Source organism: Saccharomonospora iraqiensis subsp. paurometabolica YIM 90007 (genome assembly GCF_000231035.2).
GTDB classification, from domain to species: Bacteria; Actinomycetota; Actinomycetes; order Mycobacteriales; family Pseudonocardiaceae; genus Saccharomonospora; species Saccharomonospora paurometabolica.
In genome coordinates this window covers 46316-53137 of record NZ_KI912247.1, presented here as the reverse complement: position 1 = coordinate 53137, position 6822 = coordinate 46316, and the positions used below count along the sequence as shown (strand labels likewise).

The following is a 6822-nucleotide window of genomic DNA, read 5'->3' as shown; positions in this document are numbered from 1 at the left end:
GTCCGCGCCGAGGATGCCGAACTCGGGCGTGTCCGCCCCGCCCGGAACCCCGTCCGACGGGGCGTACTGCAGCTCCGGCGGTACCGAGATCCCGGCGCTCGGCGCCTCGGCCCGCGGGATGTCGCTGTAGTCCCGGCGTGCCGCCCGGGCGTCGCCGGTGCCCTGGTAGCCGCCGTCGGCACCGGGTTCGCCGGTCGTGCCGGGGGTCCCGGTGGGATCGGCGGACCCGCCGGACGGGCCGGAGCCGTCCGCGGACCCGCCGCTGCCGCTTCGCGGGCCGGCGGTTCCCCCGGTGTCCTGCCCGGAGGAGGTGGGGGCGGTGTAGTCGGTCGCCGTCAGGGTCAACCCGCAGTTGTCGGCGACCTCGGAGGCGATGGTGTCGAGCGTCTTCTCCTGGGTCGACGGCAGTGCGCCCAGTCCCGCCGAACCGTCGAGCGCCGCACGGACCGCGGTGCCGATGGCGTCGCCGCCGACCGCTCCCGATCGCGCCTGCGGCACCGTGCCGACGGACAGTCGCTCGTCGGCGATCTTGTTGGCGAGGTGGTTCGGCCAGATCGTGACGTCGTGGACGATGATGATCGTCTTGGCCTCCCGGGCCCCCTGTTCGACGAGGCTCGACACCGCGGCACCGTCGAGCGTCACCGTGTCACCGACCCCGCCGGAGACCGTGCCGGTACACGAGTCGGCGTTCGCGGTGGCGGCCGAGGCCGACCCCGCGACGAGAAGGCTCATGCCGCCCGCCACCACCGCGACCGTGGTCGCGGTGAATGCCTTGCGGGTCACCCTCGTCAGGGCGGTGGGGCTGAGTCGCACGGGCTGTCCCTCCCGAATTGGCGAGCTGTCGACACGGTAACGACGGTTCGGCGGCGTCGGTGACGCCCACGGTGGAAATCCGGGTCCCGCGCCGTCGTCGCGTGGGGTCCGGAACCGGCTTCGGGTGGGCGCGTCACATCTCCGACCGCCGCCGGCGGACCCAGGTCTGGACCAGGGTGGTGCCGACGAACGCGACCGCGGCCACGGCGACGAGCAGCGGGAGCCGGTCGAGTACGGCGGCCTCGTCCGCGGCGCTCGCCCGGTCGGTCACGTCGCCCTGACCGGCATCGTCCGGTGGTACGGCCGCGGGCGGCGGGACGGCGACGTCCCGGCCGGCCCCGGGCGCGTCCGGCGGATCCGGCATGTCCCACTCGGTCGCACCACCCCAGCCGTCCGCCAGGACGAGTGCGCCCGCGCCCTGGGGGGTTCCCGGGGCGGTCCCTCCGTCGTCCGCCCCGTCCCGGTCGCCGGCACCGTCGGCGGAATCCTCGTCGCCGGTCGGCGGATTAGTTCCCTCGGGTGAATTCGACTGATGGTCGTCAGATTCACTCGGAGGTGGGTCCTCCGTTTCGGGATTCTCCGGCTGGTGACCCGGGAGTGCTTCCTGGACCGGTTCGGTCACCGCGTTGACCGTGTCCTGTCCGGTCCCGCACAGATCCGCCACCGCGTCCGAGGCGACGCCGAGATCGTCGAGATCGAGTTCCGAGACGGCGTCCGCGACGGGGAGCGAGAGGGGCGCCTCCGAGCGTGTCCCCAGCCCCAGCGCGAGCGTCCCGTCCGCGTTGAGCAACGCCCCCACGTCGACCGTGAGCGGGGACCCGTCCTCGCCGGACACGGTGGCGGGGCAGTCGCCGGAGACCACGGGGCCGGAGACCACGGGGCCGGTGGCCGCGGCGGCGGTTCCGGGCCAGCCCAGCACCAGGACGGCCAGCGCCGCCCCCGTGGTGCCGAGGCGCCGGAAATCTCGTGTGAGCTCGTGTCGAGACCCGTTTTCCATCAGCTTCGCCTTCGCTTTCGCATGCGGTCCCCGTTCCGCATTTCGTCTGATGTTGGTGTCGCCGATCGTGTCGGATTCGCGGGACCTCGTCACCGTACTCGATCGGTCCCGCGACGCATCGTTACCCTCGTTCCATGCCTTGGTCTCAACCGGTCGGTGCGCACGTTCCCGACGAGGACCCGTTGTCCGCGGCCCGCGAGCGGGGCGCCGACGTCGTGCAGTTCTTCCTGGCCGACCCCCAGGGCTGGGCGGCGCCCCGGCCGCATCCGCAGGCGGACGCGCTCGCCGACGCGGGTGTCGCCGTGTACATCCACGCGCCGTACGTGCTCAACGTCGCGTCGCTGAACAACCGGATCCGCATTCCGTCCCGGAAGACGGTGACCGCGCACGCCGCCGCGGCGGCGGAGACCGGGGCGCGGGGACTGATCGTCCACGGCGGCCACGTCCGCAGCGGTGAGGACCCGGCCGAGGGGCTGACGAACTGGCGGAAACTGTTCGAACGACAGGCGGAGCACGGCGGTTTCGGTGTGCCGATCCTGATCGAGAACACCGCGGGCGGGGAGGGCGCGATGGCCCGCGACCTCGACGTGCTCGAGCGGCTGTGGGCGCAGGTCGGCGACTTCTCCCCCGGCTTCTGCCTGGACACCTGCCACGCCCACGCCGCGGGGTGGGACCTGGACGGTGTCGTCGACCGGGTCCGGGCGATCACCGGCCGGATCGACCTGGTGCACCTGAACAACTCCCGGGACGGAAAGGGATCCCAGCGCGACCGGCACGCCAATGTCATCGGCGGCGACGGGACGATCGAGCCGGACGTGCTCGTCGAGGTGGCGCGGGCCGCGGCGGCACCGGTTCTGGTGGAGACACCCGGGCCGGGTCAGGCCGACGACATCGCCTTCCTGCGCGAGCGGCTCTGACCACGCGGACGTGGGACACGCGGACGGGGCAGGACCACGACGTCGCGGCTGCCCTCCAGGACACCGCCCGCCGGGTCGTCCTCGCCGTCGGCGCGCACCGGGTCCCGGTCGGGCCTGCGGATGTCGCGCAGGATCACCACGCACAGCGCGACCACCACGAGGTCGCGGACGACCACGGTGCCCAGGAACCAGTCCGCGGGCAACCCCTTGTCGTCGACCCCGAGGTAGTAGTACATGCGGGGCACCCATACGAGGGCGTCCACGACCATCCAGCCGAGCAGCAGTCTCCAGCGCGGCAGGGCGAGCACCGCGAGCGGCACCAGCCACAGCGAGTACTGCGGGGACCAGACCTTGTTCGTCAGCAGGAACGCCGCGACGACGAGGAAGCACAGCTGGGCCAGGCGGGGTCTGCGGGAGGCCGTCAGGGCGACGAGGGCGATGCCCACGCACAGGGCGAGGAACAACGCGCCGCTGACCGCGTTCAGCCAGGCGGGTGTCTCCCCCGGCCCGACCGGCCCGTCGAAGCCCGCCCAACCGGTGAAGTGGGCGACGACGTTGTAGAGCGAGTCCGGGTCCATGTCGCGTTCGGTGTTCAGCCGGAAGAACTCGCCCCATCCCTCGCGCAGGAACAGCAGGAACGGCAGGTTCAGGGCGGTCCAGGCGCCCGCGGTGGTCGCGGCCGTGACCGTCCAGGCGCGCAGCCGGCCCGCACGCAGGCACAGCACGAGCAGGGGACCGAGCAACAGCAGCGGGTACATCTTCGCGGCCGCGCCGATGCCGAGCAGCACACCCGCCCACGCGGGTCTGCGGCGGGACCACGCGAGCAGGGCCGCCGCGGCCGCCGCCGTGGCGAGGGTGTCGAAGTTCGTGAAGGCGTGCACCACCACGAGCGGGGACACGGCGACCAGTGCGGCGTCCCAGATCCGCCTGCGGGCCGTCCTGGCCACCGCCCAGACGGTGACCAGCCACGCCACGGCGAGGAAGAAGGCGGTGATGTTGAAGTAGACGGCCACGGGCAGCGCCCCCGGTAGCCAGCCCGCGTCGGCCGCGTCCGTCCACTGGTGGGTGAGCGTGGCGTTCACCCACTGGAACAACCCGGTCAGCACCGGGTACTCCATGTAGCGCACCTGCTCCTGCGCCGTGCCCGCGTCCTCCACCCAGCTCGTGGCGTAGGGGAACGTGTCCGGCCGGTCCAGCCGTTCGGCCGTGTACAGCGGGACGACGTCCGAGTAGCACATCGCCACGTACTGCCGGTCGGATCGCCAGTCCAGGGCAGGGCCCCCGGCCGTGTCGTACTGCTGGATGCAGGCGGCCTTGCCGAACCACCCCGCGGTCAGGGCGAGCACGGCCAGCAGCAGGCAGACCCGCAACGGGGTCCAGAACCAGTGCCGTCCCGTCACCGCATGTGTGCCGAGGGGGCCACCGAGGGGGCGGCTGGCCGCCTCGGCGAGCGGTTCCGTCCATGTCGGGACCGCTCGCCGGGCGACGTCCAGCGACGCGGTGTCGGGCGTCGTCGCCGAACGCGGATCGTGTTTATCGCCGGACACGACGCGAATGTTACGGGTCGTTCAGTCCGGGACGGGTGGTGGTGAACCCGGGCGGGTCACCACCACGAGGTGTCCTCCGTCTCCTGCGCCTGGTTGCCGTCGTTGCCGTAGCCGTTGCCGCCCTGGGTCTCGTCGCCGTCCCCGTCACCGCCGCCGTTGTCCTCGTCGTCACCGTTGCCGGGCCACGGCCAGTTGTCGTTCGGGTTGGTCGTCTCGGTCTCCGTGGGGACGGTCGCGGTCGGCTCGGACGACTCGGTCTCCGACGTCTCCGAGCTCTCCTCGGTCTCCTCCGAGGGGGAGGCGTCGTCCGTCGCGGACGGCGGGGGCGCGGGCGGCTTGCCGATCAACTCCACCTCGTCGAAGGATGCCCTCGGCTTGCCCTCCAGATAGGAGTCCATGAAGGTCTTCCAGATCTCGCCCGGAAGGCCACTGCCGTAGATGGGCGCGCCGGCCGCCGTGCGGATGGGCTCGTGGCCCCCGGTGCCGACCCACGCCGCGGCGGAGATCTGCGGGTTGTAGCCCACCATCCAGGCCTCCGAGTTCTCCCCGGTCTGCTCCTCACTCTCGTACTGGTGCGTCCCGGTCTTGCCCGCGCAGTCCCGGTCGTCGGCGCACTCCAGGTCGGAGTAGGGCAGCACCGGTTCGAGCGACTCGGTCACGTTGCCCGCGATCTGCTTGCTCTTCTCCGGGTCGCCGGAGAAGGCCGGCTCGCCCTCGGTGGCCACGTCGGAGGTCTCGTCGAAGACGACCTCGCCGTCGGAGGTGGTCAGCTTGGCCACGAAATGGGTGTCGTGTCGCATGCCGCCCGAGGCGAACGTCGCGTACGCCGAGGCCATCTGGGTGGGCGAGACCACGTTGCTGCCGCCGCCGATGGAGATGTTGCCGTCCGGGGCGGGCATGGTTTCCCGTGCATCGGGCCCCGACCCCTTCTCCGGAATCCCGGCCGCCCGCGCGGCCTCGGCCACGGCCTGCGGTCCGAGCTCGTTGAGCACCATGTCGTAGAACACGGTGTTGATGGACATCTCCATCGCCTTGGCGACGGTGCAGCGTTCGCACTGCGTGTTGCCCGAGTTGCGCACCTCGACGTCCCCGAACGTCCGTGGCGAGCTCCCGTCGTAGATCGCGCCGAGGCCCTTGCCCTGCTGCAACAGGGCCACGAGGTCGAACGGCTTGAACGAGGACCCGGGGTTGCGCTGTGCGGAGCCCCAGTCGTACTCGTCGACACCGGGTTCGTTCGGACCGCCGTAGTAGGCGCGCACCGCGCCCGTGTCCGGGTCGACGGCCACGAGCGCCTCCCGGAGTTTCTCGGGCTGGCCTTCCATCACCTCGTTGACGGCCTTCGTGGCCTGCTTCTGCGCCTCCGGGTCGATGGTGAGATGCACCTGGTACCCACCCGACCGGAGCTTCTCCTCCGGGTAGCCCTTCTCGGCGAGCTCGGCCTGTGCCCGCCGTTGGATGTAACTCTCCGGCCCGTCGATGGTGTTCGGCCGGGACCTCTCCTCCGGCACGATGTCCGGGAACTCGGCGGAGCGGCGGTCGGCCTCGGACAGCCAGCCGTTGGAGACCATCTGGTTCATCACGAACGTCCAGCGCTCGCGGAGCACCTCGGTGTTGTCCGACCGGCCGGGCTGCTGGATCAGACCGGCCAGCACCGCCGACTCGGACGCGGTGAGGTCCTGGGCGTCCTTGTCGAAGTAGGCCTGGGCCGCCGTCTGGACGCCGTAGGCGCCCCTGCCGAGGTAGATGGTGTTCAGGTAGGCGGTGATGATCTCCTGCTTGGTCAGCTGGTTGTTCATCTTGAACGACTTGACGATCTCCGTCCACTTCCGTGTGTAGGAGTAGGCGTCGTCGCCGGTGGCCACCTTGACGTACTGCTGGCTGATCGTGGAACCACCACCGACGCCGCCGGTCAGCTGGTTGTACACGGCGCGCAGGATGCCGCTGACGTCGAAGCCGGGGTTGGTCTCGAAGGTGGCGTCCTCCGCCGAGTAGACCGCGTGCCGGGTGACCTCGGGAATCTGGTCGTAGTCCAGCAGGACACGGTTACCGCCGTCGGCGGGGATGTCCCGGCCCATCTCGGTCTGCCCGTCGGCGTAGAAGTAGGTCACCACCTTGGCCTGGTCCTGGGCCACGTCCTCCGGACTCGGGACCTCCACCAGGAAGTAGGTGATCGCGAACGCGGTGGCGGGCAGCACGAGGAAGAGCCCGACGAACGCGTAGAGGCTCCGCCGGATGATCTTCCACCGGCGCTTCTTCCGTTGGGCCGGGCTCAGGTTCGCCTTCGACGTCCGCCGACCCCACCGCGACGCCGGAGCACCGTCGCCGTCCGGCCCGGACTCGTGCAGCCGTTGTTCGTCGCCGGGGTCCTCGTCCGGACCCGCCCCGTACGGTGCATGCCCGTCGGGACCGGTGCCGTGGTCGTCCACCCCCGTGCCCGCGTAGGCACGGTGGGTGATCAGTTCGGGTTCCCGCCGTTCGAACTCACCCGGTGCGGCACCGCCCGCGGCCGCGCCCGCACCGGCGGCTCCCCCGGCGGCCGCCGCGCGTG

General features: G+C 71.5%; 5 protein-coding genes. 1 reads left to right on the top strand and 4 read right to left on the bottom strand.

All coding sequences use genetic code 11. The annotated features are described in order from the left end of the window. Positions 1 to 813, bottom strand: an 813-nt coding sequence (locus tag SACPADRAFT_RS34340; RefSeq protein WP_040924387.1) for a hypothetical protein, incomplete at its 3' end; no start/stop codon positions are given. Between the two features lie 133 nt (positions 814 to 946). Further along, complete coding sequence (locus SACPADRAFT_RS0214485; RefSeq protein WP_007025854.1) at positions 947 to 1810, bottom strand: hypothetical protein; 864 nt, start codon at positions 1808 to 1810, stop codon at positions 947 to 949. 134 nt (positions 1811 to 1944) lie between these two features. On the opposite strand from SACPADRAFT_RS0214485, the gene SACPADRAFT_RS0214480 reads away from it, so the two are divergent. After that, positions 1945 to 2727, top strand: coding sequence for a deoxyribonuclease IV (locus SACPADRAFT_RS0214480; protein ID WP_028662471.1), 783 nt, complete (start codon positions 1945 to 1947; stop codon positions 2725 to 2727). Here SACPADRAFT_RS0214480 and SACPADRAFT_RS0214475 read toward each other — a convergent pair. Continuing rightward, positions 2688 to 4274: a glycosyltransferase family 87 protein gene (locus SACPADRAFT_RS0214475; RefSeq protein ID WP_007025852.1), complete on the bottom strand. Its 1587-nt coding sequence runs from the start codon at positions 4272 to 4274 to the stop codon at positions 2688 to 2690. The genes SACPADRAFT_RS0214480 and SACPADRAFT_RS0214475 overlap by 40 nt on opposite strands. 56 nt (positions 4275 to 4330) lie before the next feature. Next, positions 4331 to 6822: transglycosylase domain-containing protein (locus SACPADRAFT_RS27820; RefSeq protein WP_007025851.1), on the bottom strand; the 2492-nt coding region annotated here is incomplete at its 5' end.

Coding starts and splice junctions, on each gene's coding strand:
- SACPADRAFT_RS0214485 (WP_007025854.1), bottom strand. CDS start 1,810: ATGGAAAACGGGTCTCGACACGAGCTCACACGAGATTTCCGGCGCCTC.
- SACPADRAFT_RS0214480 (WP_028662471.1), top strand. CDS start 1,945: ATGCCTTGGTCTCAACCGGTCGGTGCGCACGTTCCCGACGAGGACCCG.